Genomic DNA, 21877 nt, shown 5'->3' on the forward strand with positions numbered 1-21877 from the left:
AATCTCTGAAGATCAGTCGCCGGTCTTCAGCGCTGCGCCCAGGATGTCGCCCAGCGATGCGCCGGAATCCGAGGAGCCATACTGTTCCACTGCTTCTTTCTCTTCCGCGATCTCGCGTGCCTTGATCGACAGACCCAGACGGCGGGTCTTGCTGTCAACGTTGGTCACGCGGACGTCGATCTTGTCACCAACCGAGAAACGCTCGGGGCGCTGATCGGCACGGTCACGCGACAGGTCGGAGCGGCGGATGAAGGACTTCATGCCTTCGTATTCCACTTCGATGCCGCCGTCTTCGATGGCGGTCACTTCGACGGTCACGATCGAGCCACGCTTCACGCCGCCCACGGCTTCGGCGAACTTGTCGCCGCCCAGGGCTTTGATCGACAGGGAGATACGCTCTTTTTCAACGTCCACTTCGGAGACAACGGCCGAAACCATGTCGCCTTTGCGGTAGTTCTGGATCGCATCTTCGCCACGCTCGTCCCAGCTGAGGTCGGAGAGGTGAACCATGCCGTCGATGTCGCCTTCGAGGCCGATGAACAGACCGAATTCGGTGATGTTCTTGACTTCGCCTTCGACTTCGGTGCCCTCGGGGTGGGTCTCAGCAAAGACTTCCCACGGGTTGCGCATGGTCTGCTTGAGGCCCAGGGAGACGCGACGCTTGGCGCCGTCGATTTCCAGAACCATGACGTCGACTTCCTGCGAGGTCGAAACGATCTTGCCGGGGTGCACGTTCTTCTTGGTCCAGGACATCTCGGAGACGTGGACCAGACCTTCGACACCGGGCTCCAGCTCAACAAATGCACCGTAATCGGTGATGTTGGTGACGCGACCCTTGTGCACCGAACCCAGCGGGAACTTGGCGCCAACCAGATCCCACGGATCTTCCTGCAGCTGCTTCATGCCGAGGGAGATACGGTGGGTCTCTTTGTTGATCTTGATGACCTGAACCTTGACGGTTTCGCCGATCGACAGGATCTCGGAGGGGTGGTTCACACGGCGCCATGCCATGTCAGTGACGTGCAGCAGGCCGTCAACGCCGCCGAGGTCAACAAACGCACCGTATTCGGTGATGTTCTTGACCACGCCGTCAACCGCATCGCCTTCGGACAGTTTGCCGATGACTTCTGCACGCTGTTCGGCACGCGATTCTTCCAGGATGGCGCGACGGGAGACAACGATGTTGCCACGGCGACGGTCCATTTTCAGGATCTGGAAGGGCTGCTTCAGACCCATCAGCGGGCCAGCGTCGCGCACGGGGCGCACATCAACTTGCGAACCGGGCAGGAAGGCCACGGCGCCGCCGAGGTCGACAGTGAAGCCGCCTTTGACGCGACCGAAGATCGCGCCTTCGACGCGGGCATCGTCTGCGTATGCTTTTTCCAGGCGATCCCATGCTTCTTCGCGGCGCGCCATCTCGCGGGAGATGACAGCTTCGCCACGGGCGTTTTCAGCCGAGCGCAGGAAGACTTCCACTTCATCGCCAACGGCGATTTCGGGAGTTTCACCAGGATTTGCGAATTCTTTCAGATCAACGCGGCCTTCCATTTTGTAGCCGACGTCGATGATGGCCTGGCCCGCTTCGATTGCGATGACCTTGCCTTTAACAACGGACCCCTCATCGGGTGTGTCCATTTCGAAGCTTTCGTTCAGGAGGGCTTCGAATTCCTCCATCGATGTGTTCTGAGCCATGTGGTCTCGGATTTCCTTTACATATCTTATTTAGCTGGCCATGCGGTTGTCTCCGCCGGTCTGAATGGGTTGGTCGGTCTGAGATCACGCATCTGAACCGTCTGGAGCAAACAAACACAAAGGGCCGGAGGTTGCCCCGACCCTGCTCAGACTGTCCGTGGTGCGTTTTCGCATCTCTTTCGACAGGGGCCGTATAAGCAGATTCCCCCTTGCTGGCAAGGGGAAATGGACTCGGCATCCCTGTCAGGACAAGGGACCGGCCCGCCTACAGACGAGGACAACGGCAGCCCACCGCCCTGCTCGGGGTCAGCCTTGCCGGTCCTTGATCGCAGCAATGGCCGCCGCGATAGCGGCTTTGATGCTCAGATCGCTGGTGTCGATCACCACCGCATCATCCGCAGGCTTCAGCGGCGCCTCGCTGCGGTTCATGTCGCGTTCGTCCCGGGCCTTCACATCAGCTAGAACGGTGTCGTAATCGCTGTCCGATCCGTTTTCGCTCAGCTCCAGGAACCGGCGGCGGGCGCGGACCTCGGCGCTGGCGGTGACAAAGAGTTTCGCCTCGGCATCCGGGCAGATCACCGTGCCGATGTCGCGCCCGTCCAGCACCGCGCCCCCGGCCCGGCGGGCAAAGCTGCGCTGGAAATCTACCAGGGCCTGACGGACCTCAGCGATCACCGCCACTTTCGATGCGGCCTGGGCCACCTCGGCCGTGCGCAGCCCCTCGGCCTCCAGATCCTCGGCCTTCAGGGCCTGGGCCGCCTCAAGCGGCTTTTCACCGGCAAGGACTTTTGCCCCCACCGCGCGGTACAGAAGACCGGTATCCAGATGGGCAAAGCCGAAATGTTCGGCGACTGCCTTGGAAATCGTGCCTTTTCCTGCCGCAGCCGGACCGTCGATGGCGATGGTGAAACGGGTGGTCATGTCGCTCAGCCTTGTTCGTGGGTGAACTTGGCGCCAAGCGCCGTCATCAGCGGCTCGAAAATCGGGAAGGAGGTCGCAATCGGGCCGCCGTCATCAACGGAGACCGGGTTTTGCGCAGCCATGCCCATCACCATGAAGGACATGGCGATCCGGTGATCAAGGAAACTCTCGCAGGTGCCGCCTCCGGGCACACCTTCGGGGCCAAGGCCCATCACAGCCCACCAATCGTCGCCTTCACGGACGGCAACGCCATTGGCCCGCAGCCCCCGCGCCATGGCGTCGATCCGGTCACTTTCCTTGACGCGCAGCTCTTTGACGCCCGCCATCATCGTCTCACCCCGCGCAAAGGAGGCAACGACGGAGAGCACCGGGTATTCATCGATCATCGAGGCGGCGCGTTCAGGCGGCACCTCGATCCCCTGCATGGAGGGGGAGTAGCGCGCCCGGAGATCGGCAACCGGCTCACCGCCCTCGACCCGCTCGTTTTCATAAGTGAGGTCCGCGCCCATCTCGCGCAGGGTAGTGAACAGCCCTGCGCGGGTCGGGTTGAGGCCAATTCCCGGCACCAGCACGTCCGATCCGGGCGTGATCAGCGCCGCGCAGACCGGGAAGGCGGCGGAGGATGGATCGCGCGGCACCGCGATCACCTGCGGTTTCAGCTCGGGCCGACCAGTGAGGGTGATGACGCGACCTTCTTCCGTCTCTTCGGTGGTAATCTCGGCGCCGAACCCTTCGAGCATCCGCTCTGTATGGTCGCGGGTGGCTTCCTTCTCGATCACCACGGTCTGCCCCGGCGCGTTGAGGCCTGCCAGCAGAACAGCCGACTTCACCTGCGCCGAGGGCACCGGCACCACATAGCGCACCGGCACCGGATCCGCCGCCCCGACGATGGTCATCGGCAGCCGCCCGCCAGAGCGGCCCACCGCCTGCGCGCCGAACAGGGCCAGCGGATCGGTAACCCGCGCCATCGGACGTTTGTTGAGGCTGGCATCGCCGGTGAAGGTCACGGAAATCGGCGAGGTCGCCATAGTGCCCATGATCAGCCGCACGCCGGTGCCGGAATTGCCACAGTCGATCACATTGTCCGGCTCGGCAAAACCGCCGACACCGACACCAAAGACCGACCACTTTCCGCCGCCATGGTTGATGACCTCGGCCCCGAAGGCCTGCATCGCCTTGGCCGTGTCCAGAACGTCCTCGCCCTCCAAAAGCCCCGAGATCCGGGTTTCGCCCACGGCCATGGCGCCAAGGATCAGGGACCGGTGCGAAATCGACTTGTCGCCCGGTACCTTGGCCACGCCTGCCAGCGGGTCGGCACGGTGAGAGGTCATCGGGGTAGGCGTACCGTGTCCGGACATGAAGGCTTCCTTTGTCAGAGTGTCGCGAATGCTTTTGTTTCCGCTATCGGTAACGAATTGCCGTGATCCGGTCCAGCGTCGATCAGCGCAAGATCACGCCCATATCACCCCGATATCAGCCAAGGCGGCGGAAGGTCAGGTAATGCGGCGTGCGCCCCTCTCGCAGGGCCTTTTGTTCGTAACGGGTGGAAATCCAGTCGTCCCAGGGCTCGCGCCAGTCGGCAGGGCGCTCGGCCAGCCATTCAAAGCCCGCTCTTGGCACTTCTTCCAGGGTCTGGCGGACGTAATCAGGAATATCCGTCGCCACCCGGAAAATCGCGCCGGGTTTCAGGCAGCGGGCCAGCGGCTCAAGATGCTCCTGGGTCACAAAACGGCGGCGGTGATGGCGTTTCTTCGGCCAGGGATCGGGATAGAGCAGGAAGGCGCGCGAAATCGACGCTTCGGGCAGCACATCCATCAGATCGCGCGCATCGCCGGGATGCACTGCGATATTATCCGCATTTGCCTTGCGGATCTTGCCCAGCAGCATGGCCACCCCGTTGATAAAGGGTTCGGCGCCGATGATGCCGACTCCTGGGTTTTTCTGGGCCTGATGTACCAGATGTTCGCCGCCACCAAAGCCGACCTCGAGCCAGATATCGCGACCGGCAAACAGCGCCTGCAGATCTAGCGGATTGCGCTCCGGGTTTTCATCCCAGCCCACTGCCCCGGGCGACAGCGCCCCGAGGTCCTCGTCCAGATAACGTCGCTGGCTGTCCTTCAGGGTCTTGCCGCTGAAACGGCCATAGAAATTGCGCCAGGGCGCGCCGCTAGCGTGTTTGTCGGCCGCATCGGTCCGCGCCGGGTGGCTGGCAGAGCTGGTTTTCTTGTCATCAGACATCGGACGGGCCTTTTCATTGCCGGTGTTTCCACGCCCGATCTTGCGTTTCGCCATTAACAGGCGCAGGCGGGCGAATGCTGGGCGTCCATCTGCCGCAAGCCGCCCTGCGGGTCAAGAGAGCTGTCCCGGTGCTACTGATCCTGCGGCGCCTGTTCCCGCAACACTCCGGCAGCCACCAGTCGCAAGCGGGACGGGTACCATTCGGCATTGGGGCGCACCCGCATGGTTTCAATCGCAAAGGCCGGATCGACCCCGCGCGATACCAGATAGGTCAGCTGTTCGTAGATTTCCTCCTGAGTGTCCTGATAGATCCAGGAGCCGAATTCAAAAGGGGTGGCCCAGTCTTCGTCATCGCGCCATTCCCGGTAATAGCTTTGTACCGCTTCCGGCGACCAGCTGCGCTGATGAAACCCGATCTTGGACCCCAACATCATGCGCCGCCGCTGCCCGGCCAGGAAGATATCGACACAGGCGCTGACGCATTCGCCATCGACCGAAGTATTCAGCCCATGGTCCATGACGATCCATGCGATTTCGGCCCCGGCATAGACACTGCCGCCACCACTGTTCAGCCGGATCTCGGTGACCTGCGGGTTGTCTGCCAGGATGCTGCGAAAGGCGTCGATGTCCTCGGGGGTGATCTCGGACGCCGCGCCGGTGATGTCGGTTTCGGTGTCAAACACCAAGGCCTCTCCGTCGATACGAAATTTCTGCGGCAGGGGCTCCCTGGCCAGCAGGGGTAACGGCAATGCCAGCAGCACAAGGCAAAGTAGCGAGAATATAGGCAGGGATGAACGGTTCATATGGACATGGCTTCCTTTGCGCGAAGGGCATTCCCCGCCGGAAAAGACTAGTTCGGCCCCGGCGCGTAGCTCAAGCCCTGCGCCCTACACCAGTCGCGGATCAAAAAAAGGGGCAGGCCCCGTGGCCCGCCCCCGTTTTGCAATACACAGCCTGACCGGATCAGACGGCCTTTTTCAGCGCCTCGACCAGATCAGTGCGTTCCCAGCTGAAGCCGCCATCGGCATCGGGTTCGCGGCCAAAGTGACCATAGGCCGCGGTGCGCTGATAGATCGGCTTGTTAAGGCCCAGATGCGAGCGGATGCCGCGCGGGCTGAGATCCATCACCTGACCAATGGCTTTTTCAATCGCCTCAGGCGCGACGTCGCCGGTGCCGTGGGTGTCGGCATAAATCGACAACGGCTGGGACACGCCAATCGCATAAGACAGCTGGATGGTGCATTTGTCGGCCATGCCAGCGGCAACGACGTTCTTGGCCAGATAGCGCGCGGCATAAGCCGCCGAACGGTCAACCTTGGTCGGATCCTTGCCCGAGAAGGCGCCGCCGCCATGCGGGGCCGCACCACCATAGGTGTCGACGATGATCTTGCGGCCGGTGAGGCCAGCATCGCCATCGGGGCCGCCGATCACGAACTTGCCGGTCGGGTTTACGTGCCAGATGGTTTCTGCGGTCAGCCAGCCCTCGGGCAGGGTCTCGCGGATATAAGGTTCCACGATCTGGCGGATATCGTCGGATGTCAGCGACTCGTCCAGATGCTGGGTCGACAGCACCAGCGAGTTGACGCCCACCGGCTTGCCGTTCTCATAATTGATGGACAGCTGCGATTTGGCATCGGGACCCAGTGCAGGTTCGGTGCCGTTCTTGCGCACTTCGGCAAGGCGACGCAGAATCGCGTGGCTGAACTGGATCGGCGCGGGCATCAGCGCGTCGGTTTCATTGGTGGCAAAGCCGAACATGATGCCTTGGTCGCCAGCACCTTCGTCCTTGTTCTCGGCCGAATCGACACCCTGCGCGATATGAGCGGACTGTTCATGCAGCAGGTTGGTGATTTCCACGGTCTCGTGGTGGAACTTGTCCTGCTCGTAGCCGATGTCCTTGATGCAGGCGCGGGCGATCTCGTCGATCTTGCCCATGTAATCGTGCAGTTTGTCCTGGTCGGACAGACCCACCTCGCCCCCGATCACAACGCGATTGGTTGTGGCAAAGGTCTCTGCCGCGACACGCGCTTCTGGCTCTTCCGCCAGAAAGGCGTCCAGAACGGCATCGGAAATTCGGTCACAGACCTTATCCGGGTGGCCCTCGGAAACGGATTCCGAAGTGAAAATATAGTGCTTGCGGGTCATGAAAAGTGCTCCATTTGGTTTCGCCTCGCCACGCCAGGAAGCCGTTGTGGGAGGAACCGAAACTACCTACGTGGGAAGACGGTTGTCGTCAATGCTTTTACCGGTCAGAGGTTGAGCAGCTATGAACGCGCCTGCATATTTCCGCCGCGGCGCAGCGCCGCACCTGCCAGCCCCAGCAGCAGGATCAGCACCGGCCAGTCCCCGGTGCCGCTGTAAGGGGTCGCGGGAAGCGCCGCGGGCAGGATCACATCCACATAGCCAGCCTCCCCCAGGGGCAGCGACGGGCCAAGGCGCCCATAGGGGTCGATCACGCCGGAAATACCGGTATTGGCGGCGCGCAGCATCGGCAACCCCTGCTCTGCGGACCGCATCCGCGCCTGCACCAGATGCTGATAGGGCCCCGAACGAGTGCCGAACCAGGCATCATTGGTGATCTGCACCAGCATGTCCGGGCGATCAGGTGCGGCGTTCACATCCTGCGGGAAGACTGCCTCGTAGCAGATCAGCGGCAGTGCGTTGCCGATAGGCAGATCCATTAGCCGCGCGCCGGGTCCCGCAGCATAGCCCGCCCCGGCCTGAGAGGCCAAACCATGGAATCCGAACCGCGCCATCAGATCGCCAAAAGGCACGTATTCCCCGAAGGGCACCAGATGTGCCTTGTCATAGATCTGCCCGGCAGAACCATCGGCGCTGATCAGAGCAGCCGAATTGAAATAGGCGCCGCCTTCTTCGCGCTGGATCCCCAGCAAGAGTGGCACGCCCGGCGCCTGCTCAAGGATCGCCTCCAGCGTATCCCCGGCATAGTTCAACAACTGCGGCACCGCGGTTTCCGGCCAGATGATCATATCGGGGCGCGGGCCTTGGGCGTTAAAGCCCATGGCGCGGCGCACGAAATCCCAGCGCAGATCCGGGTGCCATTTCTGGTGCTGCGGCGCATTGGGCTGCACCAAACGCACCTTATGATCGGTCAGTTCGACCTCGGGAGGAGACGGCAGCAGCGCCACCAGAGCCACAAGCGCACCACCGGGCAGGACCGCCCGCGCGGGGCTTTGGCGCAGCAACGCCAGCGGCAGGAACGCGGCAAGCGTCAGAACCGCCAGCCCCTGCGGACCAATCCACGGCAGCAGCTGCGCTGCGGGCGTATCAATCCAGAACTGTCCGAAAGCGGCCCAGGGAAAGCCGGTCAGAAGATAGGCGCGGGCAAATTCTGCAAGACTCCAGAAGGCAATCAGAAGGGCGACGCGCGACGCCCCCATGCTCCACCGCACGGCCCCGGCAAAGGCGGCGCCCCAGAACAGCGCCAGACCACCGGCCAGAAACATAAGGGCAAAGGGCGCCATCCAGGCGTGCCGCTGCGCATCCACCTGAAAGGGTTCAACGATCCACGACAGGCCAAAAGCGAAATACCCAAGGCCGAAGGCCCAGCCCAGCAGCGCGCCCGCCCAGGACGTCCGCGCCCGCAGGGCAAAAGCGCCAATCACCGCCAGAGCAGTCGGCACGGTCCAGAGCATGTGATTGGGCGCCAGCGCCAGCGACATGAGCGCGCCAAATCCAAAGGCCAGCGCGAGGACGGGCAAATGGGGCGTCAGCCGCCCCAACCTGCTGCGCAGACCGGAAACCTTCGTCATTCCGCGGCGTGGGGCACCAGAACCCGCAGCCGTTTGATCCGGCGGGGATCGGCATCCATGATCTCGAACTCAGGCCCATCCGGGTGCACGATCACCTCTCCGCGCGCGGGCACCCGGCCCGACAGCATGAAGACCAGTCCACCCAGCGTGTCGATCTCTTCTTCGTCGACATCGTCGTGATTGGTCAGCGACTGGCCGATCTCGGCCTCAAATTCATCCAGTGGCGTGCGGGCCTGGGCGATATAGCAGCCCGATTTTTCCCGAAACCAGGTCTGATCCTCGCCGGTGTCGTGTTCGTCCTCGATCTCACCGATGACCTGCTCAATGAGGTCTTCGATGGTCACCAGACCGTCAACACCGCCATATTCGTCGATCACCAGCGCCATATGCCGACGTTCGGCCTGCATCTTGGCCAGAAGCACCCCGATGGGCATCGACGGTGGCACAAACAGCAGCGGGCGCAGCATCTCGCGCAGATTGAACGGCTCCGCCCCGCAGTTGAACCCGTGGGTCAGGGCAAAATCCTTGAGGTGAGCAAAGCCAAGCGGCGTGTCCAGCGTGCCCTCGTAAACCGGGACACGGGTAAAGCCGCTGTCGCGGAAGACCTGCACCAGATCGTCGCTTTCGATTGTCACGGGGACGGCCACGATCTCGGCCGAGGGGATAGCAACATCTTCAACCCGCATCCGGCGCAGATTGATCATGCCATGTGGCTGAACCTCGGAGACAGCGTCCTGCTGCTCTTCCTGTTCCTCCGTCGCGGCAGACGCCGACAAGGAGCCGAAAATACGCCCCAACAGTCCGGTCTTTTCCGCGTGTTCCGTGGCCTCGATGGCCTCACTCTTCATATGCAGCGCGCCATGCGCTGCGTTAGAACTGCCTTCTATGTCGCCCATTTATCCTATCCAATATGCCCCGTTCAGGGGCTTCCATTTACCGTATATGGGTTATCGATACCCAGTTTGCCAAGTATCTCGACCTCCAGCCCCTCCATTAGTGTGGCGTCGGGGTCGCGAATGTGATCGTAACCCAAAAGATGCAACACTCCGTGAACAAGCAGATGACAGAGATGATCGGCCAGCGGTTTGCCCGCTTCCTCTGCCTCACGGGCGCAGGTTTCATAGGCAATGGCAATGTCACCCAGCGGGATTTCGCCCGTAAAATCAGCCTCTGGCGGCAGAGGATCCCCGCCCGGCTCCTCGGCAGAGAGTTCCTCGGCTGGCCAGCTGAGCACATTGGTCGGGGTCGGCTTTTCACGGAATTCTGCGTTCAGATCCGCGATGCGCGCATCGTCGCAGGCCAGCAGGGAAATCTCGCATTCCTCGGCCTCCAGATCAAAATGCGCAAGCGCAGCGCCGATGGACCGCTCCGCCAGCGCCTCAAGCGCAACCGCATCCCAGCGGCTGTCTTCGGTGGAAATCTCTAATGTCATCTGTCGCTTTCACATATCCGCTGGGGTCCGACATCACGGACCCGGCGCAGGGCGCCGGGATCAGATTGCCGGAACATCCGCGTCATAGGCTTCGATGATCGCCGCCACCAGTGGGTGACGCACCACATCGCGGGCGGTGAAATAGTTGAAGCTGATCTTGGGAATGCTGCTCAGCAACCGCTCCGCATCCGCCAAGCCAGACGGCACGCCGCGCGGCAGGTCCACCTGGCTGCGGTCGCCGGTGATCACCATGCGCGAACCTTCGCCAAGGCGGGTCAGGAACATCTTCATCTGCATGGTGGTGGCGTTCTGCGCCTCGTCCAGCACCACAAAGGCATTCGAAAGCGTGCGCCCCCGCATAAAGGCCAGCGGCGCGATCTCGATCGTCTTCTCTTCCTTCAGCTTGGCCAGTTGCTTGCCGGGCAGGAAGTCATTCAGCGCGTCATAAAGCGGCTGCATATAGGGATCGACCTTTTCCTCCTGGGTGCCAGGCAAGAAGCCGAGCCGTTCGCCCGCCTCAACAGCAGGACGGCAGAGGATGATCTTGTCCACCTGTCCAGTGATGAACATGCTGACCCCGACCGCGACAGCCAGATAGGTCTTGCCGGTGCCGGCCGGGCCGATGCCGAATGCCAGCTCGTGTTCATATAAGGCCTGCACATAGGCCTTCTGCGCGTCGGTGCGCGGCTCCACCAGCTTCTTGCGGGTCTTGATTTCGACCTTGCCGCCACTGAACATTTCCAACTGGCCGCCCGGATCGGTCTGATCCGACGGCCCCATGCGCAGTTCGCGGTCCACATCGGCGCTTTCGACGCTGCGGCCTGTTTCCAGCCGATCATAGAGCGCAGTCAGAACCGCTGCGGCCTGTTCGCGGCTGGCTTCCTCGCCCATCACCGACAGAAGATTGCCGCGGCGCAAGATCTGCACGCCCAGCTTCTGTTCGATATCGGCGATATTGCGGTCGTATTCCCCACAGAGGTCGATCAGCAGGCGATTGTCAGGAAATTCCAGCAGCACTTCATGTGCGGTGTCGGGATGGGGGTGGGACGACGACGGCGGGGCGCTGGTGACCAATCTCTATTCCTCTGGCTTGCGGTTTCCTTCAATGTGCCTCTGCCGCGCGCCCGGTGCAAGCGCAGCCCGGCAAAATTCACACGGTTGAAACAAAAATGGGCTGACACAATACGGACGGGGTCAGAACGGCAAAAGAAAACAGCCGCCCAGAGACGGGCGGCTGCGTTGTTCTTAAAATCGTTTGATGCGCTTACAGCGGGTCGCCATAGGTGGAACCGGACTTGAACGGGCCGGTTGCGACATTGCGCGGCAATTCGCTGTTGCAGACGGGTTTGCCATCCGGCGTACGGCGCAGGTCGGCATAGCCTTCGACACCGTCGTCGATGATCCAGTGTTCACAGCCCTGCGGATCGACCCAGATACCGGCAGTCAGCTGCGAAAGATCGCCACTTTTGCCGTCAAAAATGTTCTGGTCGCGGGTTTTGTCGGTGACATCGGTACACGCAGCAACCGAAAGCGCAAGGCACAGAGCAGCGGCCCCTTTGAGAATGGTCATGCTGTAATCCCCCTTAGCGCACACAATAGATTTCGACGCGACGGTTCTGCGCCATATTGGCCGCGCTGGTATTGGGAACGCGCGGATCACGTTCGCCGTAGGCGCGGATATCACCAACCCGCGCACCGGCAGATCGCGCGACCTGAGCCACCGCATTGGCCCGGCGTTGCGACAGGCCGATATTGTATTCATCCGAGGCGCGGCTGTCGGTGTGACCGGCAATCACGAAATACCGTGTGCTCGGTTTTGTCTTCTGAAAGAATTCCGTCAGGCGCTTGCGGCCTGCCGCGTTGATGAAATGCTTGTCTGTGGCAAAGAACTGATCCGTCGGCATCATACCGCACAGCAGACCGGGACGACACACAGGTTTGCCGTCCGGTGTGACATGCGGTGTCATGTAACCTTCGGCGCCATCGTCCATTACCCAATGTTCGCAGCCATCCGGATCAACCCAGATGGTCGGCACATAGCGTTCCCCGACAACAGTACGTGTCTGCGTATCCTGCGCCTGAACAGACGCCCCCGCCAGACTGAATGCGACCGTGGCAGCGGCCAGCAAAGCGCCTGCTTTTCTCAACTTGAAATTCAGCACAACCAGATATCCTTCACCTAAGTCCCCCCGGGAGCATGCCACCACGAGCGTTAAGCCTCACGGTAACAGCATCAATCCATGTATAAACAATAAACTACACAACTTTTCAGCCTATTGCCCCTTGGCGGAGCCTATTTTTTCCCAAAACTATGCGGATTTCCCCAACACTCAAACAAATTTCTTAAAACTGTCTACAAAATGGATGCAATAAAGACTCACCCCGCGCCAAAGGAGCGAGGTGATCAAAGGCTGCAGAGGCCCGAGGAAATGGTCAGCCGATCAGCTCACCGGCCAGCGAATTGGCGCCCGAGGACACGATGCGCACCCGCGCCAGATCGCCGATGGCGCGGTCGCAATCGGCCACATGCACCGCGTGCAGATAGTCGGATTTGCCCACCATCTGCCCGGGCAGACGGCCCGCCTTTTCGAACAACACGCCAACTTCGCGCCCGACCATGCTGTCCTGCACCTCGCGCTGCTGGCGGGTCAGCAGGGCCTGCAGCCGCTGCAGGCGTTCATCCGCCACTGCGGCCTCTACCTGCGCGCGCTCGGCCGCCGGGGTGCCCGGACGGGTCGAGTATTTGAAGGAATAGGCAGTGCCGTATTTCACTTCCTCGATCAGGTCGAGCGTGGCCTGGAAGTCCTCTTCGGTCTCTTCCGGGAAGCCGACGATGAAATCGCCCGAGATCAGGATATCCGGCCGCGCGGCGCGAATGCGTTCGATCAGGCGGATATAGCTTTCGGCGGTATGGCTGCGGTTCATCCGTTTCAGGATCCGGTCCGATCCGGCCTGCACGGGCAAGTGCAGATAAGGCATCAGCTTTTTGCAGGTGCCATGCGCCTCGATCAGGTCGTCCATCATGTCGTTGGGGTGCGAGGTGGTAAAGCGGATCCGCTCCAGCCCGTCGATCTTGTCCAGCTCCCAGATCAGCTGCGCCAGGGTCCAGTCCGCGCCATTCGGCCCCTCGCCGTGGTAGGCGTTGACGTTCTGACCCAGCAGCGTGATCTCGCGCACGCCGCGCTCCACCAGTTCCTGCGCCTCACCGATGATGCGGGACACGGGGCGGGACACTTCGGCACCACGGGTATAGGGTACTACACAGAAGGCACAGAACTTGTCGCAGCCTTCCTGCACCGTCAGGAAGGCCGTCGGGCCACGCTTGGCCTTGGGGCGGTTCTTGAGCTTTTCGAATTTGTCCTCTTCGGGGAAATCGGTGTCGAGCACCTTCTCCCCCGCGCGCGCCTTGCTCTCCATCTCTGGCAGGCGGTGATAACTTTGCGGTCCGACCACCAGATCGACCAGCGGCTGGCGGCGCATGATCTCTTCGCCCTCGGCCTGCGCAACGCAGCCCGCAACGCCGATCTTCAGATCCGGCTTCTCTGCCTTCAGCCCCTTGAACCGGCCCAGCTCGGAATAGACCTTTTCGGCGGCCTTTTCCCGGATATGGCAGGTGTTCAGCAGGATCATGTCGGCATCATCCGCCGATTTCGTCTCGACATAGCCCTGCCCGCCCAGCGCCTCGGCCATGCGTTCGCTGTCATAGACATTCATCTGACAGCCATAGGTCTTGATAAACAGCTTCTTGGGGGCGCTCATGGGTTCGTTGCCTTCCAGCCGGACATAGGGATCAGCGGCCTGCCATACTGGGAAATGACGCCGCTTGCAATGCAGGCGCACTTACCCGATTTTGGGAGCAAATGCCAGAAAGGCAGGAGCAGACCGCCGTGATGTATTCTTCCCTCGACGATTTTCTTGAGCAGCAGTCGGCGCTGCTGGTCAAGGGGCCCGTCGCGCTGATCTTTTTCGAAGATGACGTGGAAATCGGCACCACCCTGCGCCACCACCTGCAAAGCGGCTTTGCCGAGGTGATCGCCCTGATCCCCGATGCCTTTGACCTGCCGGGGGATGTGAAAAACCGGGTGCACCGGGTGCCGTTTGACTGCAGCGTGCCCGAAACCGTCTTTGCCGCAATCAACAAGGTGATCCGCACCGCAAGCCCCGGATGCTGGCTCTACTACTGCTATAACGCGGAATACCTGTTCTTCCCGTTTTGCGAAACGCGGACTGTCGCGGAAATGCTGACCTTTCACACAGAGGAAAAGCGCGCCGCGATGCTGACCTATGTGATCGACCTTTACGCAGGCGATCTTCAGGCTCACCCCAACGCCGTGTCGCTGGCCAATGCCTATCTGGATAAATCGGGATACTACGCTCAGTCCCGCTATATCGGCGCCAAAAGCAGCCCCGAGGAGCGACAGCTCGACTTTTTCGGCGGTGTGCGCTGGCGCCACGAGGAACACATCCCGCAGGCCAGCCGCAAGATCGACCGGATCTCTTTGTTCCGGGCCAGACCCGACCTGGAGCTACAGCCGAACCACACTTTCAATATCGACGAATACAACACCTACTCCTGCCCCTGGCATCACAACCTGACGGCAGCCATCTGTTCCTTCCGCACCGCCAAGGCGCTGAAACGCAATCCCGGCTCTTCGTTCGATATCCACAGCTTCCGCTGGCACAACTCCACCCCGTTCGAATGGCATTCGCGCCAGTTGCTGGATCTGGGGTTGATGGAGCCGGGGCAGTGGTTCTGAGGCCGGTTTCCCCGGCACCCCCTGCCCCGCCTTCATAGCAGCCGCTTACCGCTGCAACAGCACCGGGAACCAATCCTCGCGCAGGCGCTGGCCCTGCTGCATGTCATGGCCCGGAAACGGCGGTGAGGTCGGGCCGGGGCGTTCAACATAACGTGCATCGTCGCCCACCAGCCGCAGGGAAAAGGCACGGCGGCGCTGATCTGCGGTATTGCCGCGGGCGCCATGCAGGGTGCGATAGTTGAAAGCCACGGCGTCGCCCGGCTCCATCTCCCACTCCATGACCCGCATGCCTTCGGCATCAGGATCGGGCACAGCCATGTACTGGCCTTCGTCGGCAAAGAACCCCTCTTCCGAGACCCAGCGGGTGGGCAGCACTTCCTTTTCCCAGGCATGCGATCCGGCGACGCAGCGCAGCGACGCCTCCCGCACGGGATCCAGCGGCGACCAGAAGCTGATCGTCTGCTGGCCCTCGACAAAGTAATAGGGACCATCCTGGTGCCAGGGCGTCGCCATCGAGGTGCCCGGCTCCTTGACCAGCACGTGATCGTGGAACATCTGCACCCGGTCAGAGCGCATCAGATCGGCGGCAACCTCGGCCACTGGCGAGGCCTTGATCGCTTCGTCAAACTCGGAAATCCGCGTCCAGTTGCAGTAGTCGTCAAAGAAACGCCCGGTCTGGCCCTTCTTTTCGTTGTTGGACGCATAAGGGCCCGGCTCTGCCATATTGGCCTCTACCCCCTTTCGCAGCAGATCGACCTGATCCTTGAACAGGCCCTTGATCATCACCACCCCGTCGCGCTGGTAGGTTTCGACCTGCTCTTCGGTGATCAGCGGATGCACCATCTTTCGTCTCCCTTATTGGACGTCTTGCTGCTGGCAAAGTTGATCTGGCTAGAACATAATTTCAAATCATATCTTTTTAATATACCCTTTGCCTCATGTTATACCTCACCCTGCGCCACTATGAATATGTCACCGCCATCGCCCGCCATGGCAGCCTGTCTGGCGCGGCGTCGGCGCTGCATGTCAGCCAGCCCGCCCTGTCCGCCGCGCTGGCCCGGATCGAGGCACATCTGGGCCGGGTATTGTTCCTGCGCAGAAAAGGCGCGGCGCTGGCCCTGACGCCGCAAGGGCGCGAGTTTGTCACCGCAGCCGAGGCGCTGTTGTCCGAGGCCGCGCGGCTGGAACACGCGGGCACGGGCGCCGCGCCACAGGGGCGGCTGGTACTGGGATGTTTCCGCGATCTTGCGCCCTTTCTGCTGCCACGTGCCCTGCGGGTGCTGCGCCAGACCCTGCCGGGGGTGGAGTTGGACTTGTTGGAGAGCGATTTCGAGGATCTGATCGCAGCGCAACTGTCCGGCGCCTGTGATCTGGCGCTGACCTGGGATCTGGGGCTTGATTCCAGCTTTACCCGGCAGGAGCTTTATCGCGTCACGCCACAGGCGCTGATGCCGCCGGATCATGCGCTGGCCGCCCGGGCCGAGGTCAGCCTGGACGACCTCGCGAGCCAGCCGCTGATCCTGTCGCGCGAGGGCTTGTCGATTGCTCATATGATGCGGCTGTTTCGCGGCGCCGGGCTGGTGCCCGCCATCGCCCATCGCGCCGCCTCTCTGGAACTTTTGCGCAGCCTAGCCGCCAGCGGCGAAGGCATCGGGCTGGCCTACAGCCTGCCGCAATCGGATCACAGCTATGAAGGACTGCCGCTGATCGCCCGCCCGCTGGCCGCGCCGCAGGCGGTGGAGCCGGTCGTGCTGACCTGCCACGCAGACCCCAGCCCTGGGTCGTTCACCGCGCGGGCAATGGCTGCGCTGACGCAGGCTTTCAAAAAGGACGCTACGGAAAGAGAATCAGACGTTCAGCCGTGATCGGCCTTCTTGCGCAGGCGGACCACTACATCGACCGATGCGATCTCCATGCCTTCGGGCGCCTCGGGCAGGCGCTGGATCACCAGCTGATCCGAGGGCGCATCGCTGACGCGGCCTTCCTGCTCCCAGTAGTAATGCGGGTGGTCATGGGTGTTGGTGTCGAAATAGCTTTTCGACCCGTCCACCGTGATCTCCTGCAGCACGCCCGCCTCGCAAAAAGCGCGCAGCGTGTTGTAGACGGTGGCCAGCGACACGGCCGCACCCTTGTCCTTGGCGGCTTCGAACAGGCTTTCGGCGGTGACATGGCGATGCTTGCCATCCCCGACCAGCAGTTCAGCCAGCGCCACCCGTTGCCGGGTCGGGCGCAGACCGGCCTGTCCCAGCCAGTTGGTTGCCAGATCTTCGCTGTTTGGCGTCATGTGCAGATCCTGCCTCGCGTTGCTGACCGTATATATAGGGGCAACGGGGGGGGGATTTTCAAATGGATTCCCCTGCGGCGTCTTGCACCGCGCCCCGCGCAAAGCCCCCGCAGCACATGGGCAGCACATGGACGGGACAGATGCAGAACCCTTGCAGGACCCGCAGGGCCGATGCTACAGGAGGCCAGATTGAAAACAGACACCTCAGCAGGAGCACCGCCAGCATGGCCGACTACCCGAGCAGCTTTGACAAAGAAGATTTGCTGAAATGCGCCCGAGGCGAGCTGTTCGGCCCGGGCAATGCCCAGCTGCCCGCGCCGCCGATGCTGATGATGGACCGCATCACCGAAGTGAGCGCCGACGGCGGCAGCCACGGCAAGGGCCACATCCTGGCCGAGTTCGACATCACCCCGGACCTGTGGTTCTTCGAATGCCACTTCCCCGGCAACCCGATCATGCCCGGCTGCCTGGGTCTGGACGGGCTGTGGCAGCTCACCGGCTTTAACCTCGGCTGGCGCGGCTGGAAGGGCCGCGGCATGGCCGTGGGCGTTGGCGAAGTGAAGCTGACCGGCATGGTCCGCCCGGACCGCAAGATGCTGACCTACAAGGTAGATTTCAAAAAGGCGATGCAGACCCGCCGCCTGACCATGGGCGTTGCCGACGGCACGGTCGAGGCCGATGGCGAAGAGATCTATCAGGTCAAGGACATGCGGGTAGTTCTGAGCGAGGGCTGAGGCCCGCCGCGGCTGGAGCCAGTCACAACCAGGTGAGAAGATCAGGAGGCCCCGCGGGGCCTCTTTTTTGTTGGAGAGAGATTTCGGGTATCAGCGCAAAGAGGATCTCCGGCCTGTTCTCAAAGCGACACGGACGTTCAGACCAACCGGATGGATTGTGGAACTTGTCCACGATGGCACAGCTATTGCCAATGCCCCCCTATAAGCCGACACTTACGGCCAGATGCCAGTGAGAGAGGCTAGTTGCGTCGCAACAATGCAAAGGCTTTTCGCAAATCCTGTGGCTCAGTCGTCGCGACCCCTTTCAGCTGAATAGTCTCAGCCTTATCATTCATTACTTCTGCGAGCTTGCCGAAAAGTTGGGCCCCGAACCCACCAGGACTCTCCTGCAACCGCTTGACAATAGGTTCAATAGCGAATTTTGCAGTCGCACTACGTCGTGTCCTGCTTTGATTTTTCTTGAATTTCTTTTCTAGCAGATTCGTACCATGCGCGCTGAGTTGCCTGACCTGTTCAGGATCGAGTTCAGCAGGAAGATTTGTCACGAAATCCAAAAATGTTTCAATCTCCTTGGCAGCGATAGCGGCTCGGACCAAGTAAGTGACCACATGGTTCGTGCGGCCATGCTTTTTTATCATCTCTTGGATTAGTGCGAGCCGTTTATCTGATGAAAGCGCTGCTTCGATTTCTTGCATTTGCTGTACGATCGGCAGCGTCTCCGCCGAGATCCAGTCAATCTGCGCGCCATCCAGAATTGTCGATTTATCAATGATGGTCTGCGCATCAACTACACTTTGACGCAGGTCCGAGCCTGTAAAGTCAAAGTCGCGTAAATCTGCACTGCGCAAGTCAAGACGGAGAAGTTGAGAAAACCGAAAGTCTTTGCTTGGGTCCAGGCCCGCAAGGCGCACCAGTACATCAAACCGGGTAGAATTGCTGCTGTGAACCGCGTCGATCGCCGCCAGTTCCTCCAATGTTAGAATATCATCAAACAGCTTGTTCATTGTTCAGCAACTTCACAGCGCGAAACAACAAAAACGCTTGACGAGGCGCGAATTGTCTCACGTTCAAGTGCCTTTTTTAAGACCTGCCCAATTACAGCGTCTTTATTCCCCCACACTGCGAAGTCCTTGCCCCACCTATTTCCACCTTCTGCTGAAACGTTTATTGCCCCTTTCGACGCGTGTACTTCCCCTGTCACCGCCAAACGGTTGCCACCTTCTCTTCGTTGTACGGTGCAGAGCCGCTGCCCTGCCAACGCAGTTCCGTCCAAATTTGCCTGAGATGTGCCGCCGACAGACTGCCCCACAATCTCCCACGTGTCGTTTGGTTTGGCGGTCATCGGCAAGCGTGTGTTACTATGACTGCTTCTGCGAGCTTTTTTCGCCTCCGCACCAGCTCCCAGCCCAGCGCCTGCGCTCGGCGCGCACACAGTTCCAGCATTCACGTTGATGCTAGCTTTTGCGTGGGAAGCAATTTCGAGTGTTTCTTCCTCAGTAACGGCGGCAAGTGCATTTTCACCAAAAACTGGATCAAGTGTGGTCTCACAACCTTCAAGATTCAAGCGCAGCGATGCTCGTTTCAACCCAACCTTATACTCGCGCCCATTGTACTCTTGACGCATAACACTGAAGCGCATCCTACACTTAATTTCGAATTGATCATTCTCCGAGGCGTTGAGCTGTAAGCGCAACTCAGACAGTTCGTTGAACGGGTTCTGGTAGTTTTCCTTAAAACTGGCTGCCGTCACCGTCGCCTCCACTATATCTTCTCCCTCATCATAATGTGGATGAGGGATCTCTTTCAACCTAAGCGACAAAAAGACATAATGGCAAAGCGTTGGCAACGAGCCGCTCAATATAATCCTAAGAGCTAAGTTGACCTAAGTTTACAAAGACTGCCATCAGCACTTAGCTCCCCCCCAACCCATCTTGCACCCACGCCCTGCACGGCCTAGTAAGACAAAAGCTATTAAGGGAGTGCACCTATGCGTCGCGTCGTCGTCACCGGTCTTGGCATCGTCTCCTCGATCGGCAACACAGCCGAAGAGGTTCTTGCATCGCTCAAGGCCGGGAAATCCGGTATCGTAGCCAGCCCCGAAATGGCCGAACACGGCTTTCGCAGCCAGGTGGCCGGCACGCTGAAAATCGATCCTGCCGAACATGTGGACAAGCGCACCCTGCGCTTCATGGGGCCGGGAGCCGCATATGCCCATATCGCCATGAGCCAGGCGATTGCCGATTCCGGCCTTTCCGAAGATCAGATCGTCAACGACCGCACCGGTCTCATTGCAGGGTCCGGCGGACCGTCGACCTCGTCCCTGCTGGCCGCGCATCAGACCGTTCTGAAAACCGGCGCGACCAAGCGGATCGGGCCGTTCGCGGTGCCGAAATGCATGTCGTCCACGATCTCCGCGAACCTGTCGACCGCGTTCAAGATCAAGGGCATCAACTATTCCATCACCTCGGCCTGCTCCACTTCGCTGCACTGCATCGGCAGCGCCGCCGAGCAGATCATGATGGGCAAGCAGGACGTGATGTTCGCAGGCGGCGCCGAAGAGCTGGACTGGACCCTGTCCTGCCTGTTCGACGCGATGGGCGCGATGTCTTCGAAATACAACGACACGCCCGAAAAGGCCTCGCGCGCCTTTGACCAGAACCGCGATGGTTTCGTGATCACCGGCGGCGGCGGCATCGTCGTGCTGGAAGATCTCGATCACGCGCTGGCCCGCGGCGCCAAGATCTATGCCGAGGTCACCGGTTTTGCCGCAACCTCGGACGGGCACGACATGGTTGCCCCCAGCGGTGAAGGCGGCGAGCGCGCCATGCGTCTGGCCCTGTCCACCCTGCCCGAGGGTCGCAAGGTCTCCTATATCAACGCCCATGGCACCTCGACCCCGGTCGGCGACCTCGGCGAAGTCGAAGCTGCCCGCCGCGTCTTTGGCGCAGGCCAGGTGCCGCCGATTTCCTCGACCAAGTCGATGACCGGCCACGCCCAGGGTGCTGCCGGAGCGATGGAGGCGATCTTCTGCCTTCTGATGCTGGACAATGATTTCATCACCCCGTCGATCAACGTCGAAACCCTGTCCGAAGGCATCGAAGAGGGCGAAATCGCCACCTCCTATGTGGAGAACGCCGGTCTGGACAGCGTGATGACCAACAGTTTTGGGTTTGGGGGCACTAACGGCTCCATGGTTCTGAGCAAGTACAAGGGATAAGCACGTCATGTCTGGAGTTTTGACCGGCAAACGGGGCCTGATCATGGGCGTGGCCAACGAACGTTCCATCGCCTGGGGCATCGCCAAGGCGATGCACGAGGCCGGAGCCGAGCTGGCCTTCACCTATCAGGGTGAAGCCTTTGGCAAGCGGCTGGAACCGCTCGCGGCCTCTGTCGGCAGCGATTTCATGGTTGATGTGGATGTGACCGACGATGCCTCGCTCGACACCGCATTCGAACAGCTCGCAGCGCGCTGGCCGACGATCGATTTTGTGGTGCACGCGATTGCCTATTCGGACAAGACAGAGCTGACCGGCCGGTTCATCAACACCAGCCGCGCGAACTTCAAGAACTCCATGGATATCTCTGCCTATTCCTTCATCGAGGTGGCGCGCCGCGCCTATCCGATGATGGAGGAGAGCGGTGGCACCTTGCTGACGCTGACCTATGGCGGCTCCAACCGGGTGACCCCGAACTACAACGTGATGGGCGTTGCCAAGGCCGCATTGGAAAGCGCCACCCGCTATCTGGCCAATGACCTTGGCCCCGATGGCATCCGCGTCAACGCGATCTCGCCTGGCCCGATGAAGACCCTCGCCGGCGCCGCTATTGGCGGGGCGCGCAAGACCTACAAGCACACCGAACAGAACGCGCCCTTGCGGTCAAACGCAACGCTTGAAGCTGTGGGCGGCACCGCCGTCTATCTGGCCTCGGATGCGGGCGCCTATACAACGGGTGAGGTCATCCGTGTCGATGGTGGCTTTCATATCCTTGGTATGCCGCAGCAGGAAAACCTCTAAGTTTCCCACAAGCTGCATCCTTCAAAATGG

22 protein-coding genes and 1 riboswitch are annotated in these 21877 nt (G+C 60.9%); of the genes, 5 read left to right on the forward strand and 17 right to left on the reverse strand.

Features of this window, described 5'->3' with window-relative positions; genetic code table 11:
• Positions 1–12: 12 nt before the first annotated feature.
• The 13 genes from rpsA to miaB form a co-directional block, all read right to left on the reverse strand.
• Entirely contained in the window at positions 13–1692 is a 1680-nt protein-coding gene (rpsA, locus tag AC5SSZ_RS19900) for a 30S ribosomal protein S1 (RefSeq protein WP_065272332.1), read from the reverse strand.
• Positions 1693–1998: 306 nt separating this feature from the next.
• A complete protein-coding gene (gene cmk, locus AC5SSZ_RS19905) occupies positions 1999–2613 on the reverse strand; it encodes a (d)CMP kinase (protein WP_495439662.1) in 615 nt (204 codons plus the stop codon).
• Positions 2614–2618: 5 nt separating this feature from the next.
• The gene (gene aroA / locus AC5SSZ_RS19910) at positions 2619–3971 is read right to left on the reverse strand and encodes a 3-phosphoshikimate 1-carboxyvinyltransferase (RefSeq protein ID WP_495439665.1); all 1353 of its coding nucleotides are present in this window, start codon (positions 3969–3971) and stop codon (positions 2619–2621) included.
• Between the two features lie 115 nt (positions 3972–4086).
• On the reverse strand, positions 4087–4851 hold the full coding sequence (gene trmB / locus AC5SSZ_RS19915) for a tRNA (guanine(46)-N(7))-methyltransferase TrmB (RefSeq protein ID WP_495440335.1): 765 nt from the start codon (positions 4849–4851) through the stop codon (positions 4087–4089).
• A gap of 131 nt (positions 4852–4982) precedes the next feature.
• Complete coding sequence (locus AC5SSZ_RS19920; protein ID WP_495439667.1) at positions 4983–5654, reverse strand: COG3904 family protein; 672 nt, start codon at positions 5652–5654, stop codon at positions 4983–4985.
• A gap of 160 nt (positions 5655–5814) precedes the next feature.
• The gene (gene metK, locus AC5SSZ_RS19925; protein ID WP_065272328.1) at positions 5815–6996 is read right to left on the reverse strand and encodes a methionine adenosyltransferase; all 1182 of its coding nucleotides are present in this window, start codon (positions 6994–6996) and stop codon (positions 5815–5817) included.
• A 6-nt stretch (positions 6997–7002) separates the two neighbouring features.
• Positions 7003–7052, reverse strand: a riboswitch (SAM-SAH riboswitch).
• A gap of 63 nt (positions 7053–7115) precedes the next feature.
• Positions 7116–8624 (reverse strand): apolipoprotein N-acyltransferase, encoded by a 1509-nt coding sequence (gene lnt / locus AC5SSZ_RS19930; RefSeq protein WP_495439670.1) that lies wholly within the window; start codon positions 8622–8624, stop codon positions 7116–7118.
• Positions 8621–9520 (reverse strand): hemolysin family protein, encoded by a 900-nt coding sequence (locus AC5SSZ_RS19935; RefSeq protein WP_274830557.1) that lies wholly within the window; start codon positions 9518–9520, stop codon positions 8621–8623. Before AC5SSZ_RS19935 ends, lnt begins: the two co-directional genes overlap by 4 nt.
• A gap of 23 nt (positions 9521–9543) precedes the next feature.
• Positions 9544–10056, reverse strand: a complete 513-nt coding sequence (ybeY, locus tag AC5SSZ_RS19940; protein WP_274830556.1) for an rRNA maturation RNase YbeY — start codon at positions 10054–10056, stop codon at positions 9544–9546.
• Between the two features lie 60 nt (positions 10057–10116).
• Positions 10117–11130 carry a PhoH family protein gene (locus AC5SSZ_RS19945; protein ID WP_065272324.1) on the reverse strand — a complete coding sequence of 338 codons (1014 nt, stop codon included), beginning with the start codon at positions 11128–11130 and terminating at the stop codon, positions 10117–10119.
• Between the two features lie 190 nt (positions 11131–11320).
• Positions 11321–11626, reverse strand: a complete 306-nt coding sequence (locus AC5SSZ_RS19950) for a hypothetical protein (protein ID WP_065272323.1) — start codon at positions 11624–11626, stop codon at positions 11321–11323.
• 13 nt (positions 11627–11639) lie between these two features.
• A complete protein-coding gene (locus AC5SSZ_RS19955; protein WP_370571264.1) occupies positions 11640–12224 on the reverse strand; it encodes an OmpA family protein in 585 nt (194 codons plus the stop codon).
• Positions 12225–12489: 265 nt separating this feature from the next.
• Positions 12490–13815 carry a tRNA (N6-isopentenyl adenosine(37)-C2)-methylthiotransferase MiaB gene (gene miaB / locus AC5SSZ_RS19960; protein WP_065273685.1) on the reverse strand — a complete coding sequence of 442 codons (1326 nt, stop codon included), beginning with the start codon at positions 13813–13815 and terminating at the stop codon, positions 12490–12492.
• A gap of 128 nt (positions 13816–13943) precedes the next feature.
• Here miaB and AC5SSZ_RS19965 point away from each other — a divergent pair, with 128 nt between their 5' ends.
• Positions 13944–14813 (forward strand): glycosyltransferase family protein, encoded by an 870-nt coding sequence (locus AC5SSZ_RS19965; protein ID WP_495439674.1) that lies wholly within the window; start codon positions 13944–13946, stop codon positions 14811–14813.
• A gap of 45 nt (positions 14814–14858) precedes the next feature.
• Here the strand turns inward: AC5SSZ_RS19965 and AC5SSZ_RS19970 are convergent, their stop codons facing one another.
• A complete protein-coding gene (locus AC5SSZ_RS19970) occupies positions 14859–15656 on the reverse strand; it encodes a phytanoyl-CoA dioxygenase family protein (RefSeq protein WP_495439676.1) in 798 nt (265 codons plus the stop codon).
• Positions 15657–15751: 95 nt separating this feature from the next.
• On the opposite strand from AC5SSZ_RS19970, the gene AC5SSZ_RS19975 reads away from it, so the two are divergent.
• On the forward strand, positions 15752–16678 hold the full coding sequence (locus tag AC5SSZ_RS19975) for a LysR family transcriptional regulator (RefSeq protein WP_495439677.1): 927 nt from the start codon (positions 15752–15754) through the stop codon (positions 16676–16678).
• On the opposite strand, the gene irrA is transcribed toward AC5SSZ_RS19975, so the two are convergent.
• Entirely contained in the window at positions 16669–17097 is a 429-nt protein-coding gene (gene irrA, locus AC5SSZ_RS19980; protein ID WP_274830553.1) for an iron response transcriptional regulator IrrA, read from the reverse strand. The two genes, AC5SSZ_RS19975 and irrA, sit on opposite strands and share 10 nt — an antisense overlap.
• A 224-nt stretch (positions 17098–17321) precedes the next feature.
• Between irrA and fabA the strand changes: the two genes are divergently transcribed.
• Positions 17322–17831, forward strand: coding sequence for a bifunctional 3-hydroxydecanoyl-ACP dehydratase/trans-2-decenoyl-ACP isomerase (gene fabA / locus AC5SSZ_RS19985; protein WP_065272318.1), 510 nt, complete (start codon positions 17322–17324; stop codon positions 17829–17831).
• 239 nt (positions 17832–18070) lie between these two features.
• On the opposite strand, the gene AC5SSZ_RS19990 is transcribed toward fabA, so the two are convergent.
• Positions 18071–18835, reverse strand: coding sequence for a hypothetical protein (locus tag AC5SSZ_RS19990; protein ID WP_274831544.1), 765 nt, complete (start codon positions 18833–18835; stop codon positions 18071–18073).
• Positions 18832–19689 carry a hypothetical protein gene (locus tag AC5SSZ_RS19995; protein ID WP_274831545.1) on the reverse strand — a complete coding sequence of 286 codons (858 nt, stop codon included), beginning with the start codon at positions 19687–19689 and terminating at the stop codon, positions 18832–18834. Before AC5SSZ_RS19995 ends, AC5SSZ_RS19990 begins: the two co-directional genes overlap by 4 nt.
• Before the next feature lie 129 nt (positions 19690–19818).
• Between AC5SSZ_RS19995 and fabB the strand changes: the two genes are divergently transcribed.
• Both fabB and AC5SSZ_RS20005 read left to right on the forward strand, forming a co-directional pair.
• Entirely contained in the window at positions 19819–21048 is a 1230-nt protein-coding gene (gene fabB, locus AC5SSZ_RS20000) for a beta-ketoacyl-ACP synthase I (protein WP_495439681.1), read from the forward strand.
• A 7-nt stretch (positions 21049–21055) separates the two neighbouring features.
• On the forward strand, positions 21056–21847 hold the full coding sequence (locus tag AC5SSZ_RS20005; RefSeq protein ID WP_495439684.1) for an enoyl-ACP reductase FabI: 792 nt from the start codon (positions 21056–21058) through the stop codon (positions 21845–21847).
• Positions 21848–21877: the final 30 nt, after the last annotated feature.

The sequence above is a fragment of the Phaeobacter sp. CC-HEC084 genome (assembly GCF_059429255.1).